This is a genomic window from Protofrankia sp. CiP1_Cm_nod4 (assembly GCF_982290645.1).
Genome location: NZ_CEVIVC010000014.1, coordinates 56,620 through 57,803, shown reverse-complemented (window position 1 = coordinate 57,803; position 1,184 = coordinate 56,620). Strand labels below are relative to the sequence as shown.

Here is a 1,184-nt window from a genome sequence, read left to right as displayed (position 1 = left end):
CTCAACGAGGAGGAACTGTCCGTGCTGGCCATGCTCCTGCTGGTCACCGGTCACGACACCACCACGTACAACATCAGCAACATCGTCTACACGCTGCTGACGCACCCCGTGCAGCTCGGCCAGCTGCGCGCCCATCCCGAGATACTGCCGCAGGCCATTGAGGAGCTGCTGCGGCACATCCCGTTCCGTCAGGGCGTCGGCATTCCGCGGGTGGCCCTGGAGGACATCGACTTCGACGGTGTCACCATCAGGGCTGGTGACACCGTGCACGTGTCATATCTGACCGCCAACCGCGACGAACTGGTCTACGACCGTGCCGACGAACTCGACTTCGGACGGAAGGATCCCGTCCCGCATATGACCTTCGGATACGGCAGCCACCACTGCCTCGGATCCCATCTGGCGCGCATGACGCTCCAGGTCTCCATTGGCACACTGCTCACCCGTTTCCCCGGACTGCGGCTGGCCGTACCCGCGCGGGACGTGCGGTGGAACACGGTGTCGATCTGGCGTTACCCGCTCGTGCTGCCGGTCGCCTGGTAGAGGCGCCGGCCCGGTCCTCGGGTGGTGCCGCCTGTCGTCAACGAGAGCGGTGATCGGCTGGGCCTGCTCCCCCAGGCAGGTCCTGGCCCGCGATCAGCAGAGCCGGTGGGGGGCGAGGCTGTCGTCGATGGGGAGTAAGCCGGTGACCGTCGCGGTCACCTCCATCGACTGGAGGACGACGATGCCTCGCAGGACGTTGACGAAGGCCGTGTCAGCCGCGTCGCGACCGGTTGCGATGCGGACCATGCCCTCTCGGGGGGCTCGGCGGGTGGCGTCGTAGGTCCACCACGCACCGTCGAACCATGCCTCGAAGACGGCGTGGAAATCCATCGGGGCCAGGCCGGGCGCGTACACGGCGACGAAGCGCGCGGGTATCTGGAGAGCCCTGCACAACGTGATCCCGAGATGGGCGAAATCGCGGCATACTCCCTGCCCGGTGAGCAGCGCGTCATCGGCGCAGCTGTGGACGTTGCTGGAGCCCGGGACATAACCCACCCGGCTGTGAATCCACTGTGTGATCGCCTCCACCTGGGGGCGTCCGGGTGGCAGGCCGCCGAACTCGGCGACCGCGAACCCGACATCGTGATCCGACGGGCAGTAGCGGCTCGCCCGCAGGTAGGTCAGCTGCTCCAGACCAGGCA

The 1,184-nt window shown here is 67.1% G+C and carries 2 protein-coding genes; one reads left to right on the top strand and one right to left on the bottom strand.

What is annotated here, in order from left to right:
• A partial coding sequence (locus AC5LSR_RS05085; RefSeq protein WP_493468204.1) for a cytochrome P450 occupies positions 1 to 543 on the top strand: 543 nt, incomplete at its 5' end.
• Between the two features lie 93 nt (positions 544 to 636).
• Here the strand turns inward: AC5LSR_RS05085 and AC5LSR_RS05080 are convergent.
• On the bottom strand, positions 637 to 1,184 hold a 548-nt coding region (locus tag AC5LSR_RS05080; protein WP_493468203.1), incomplete at its 5' end, for a transglutaminase-like domain-containing protein.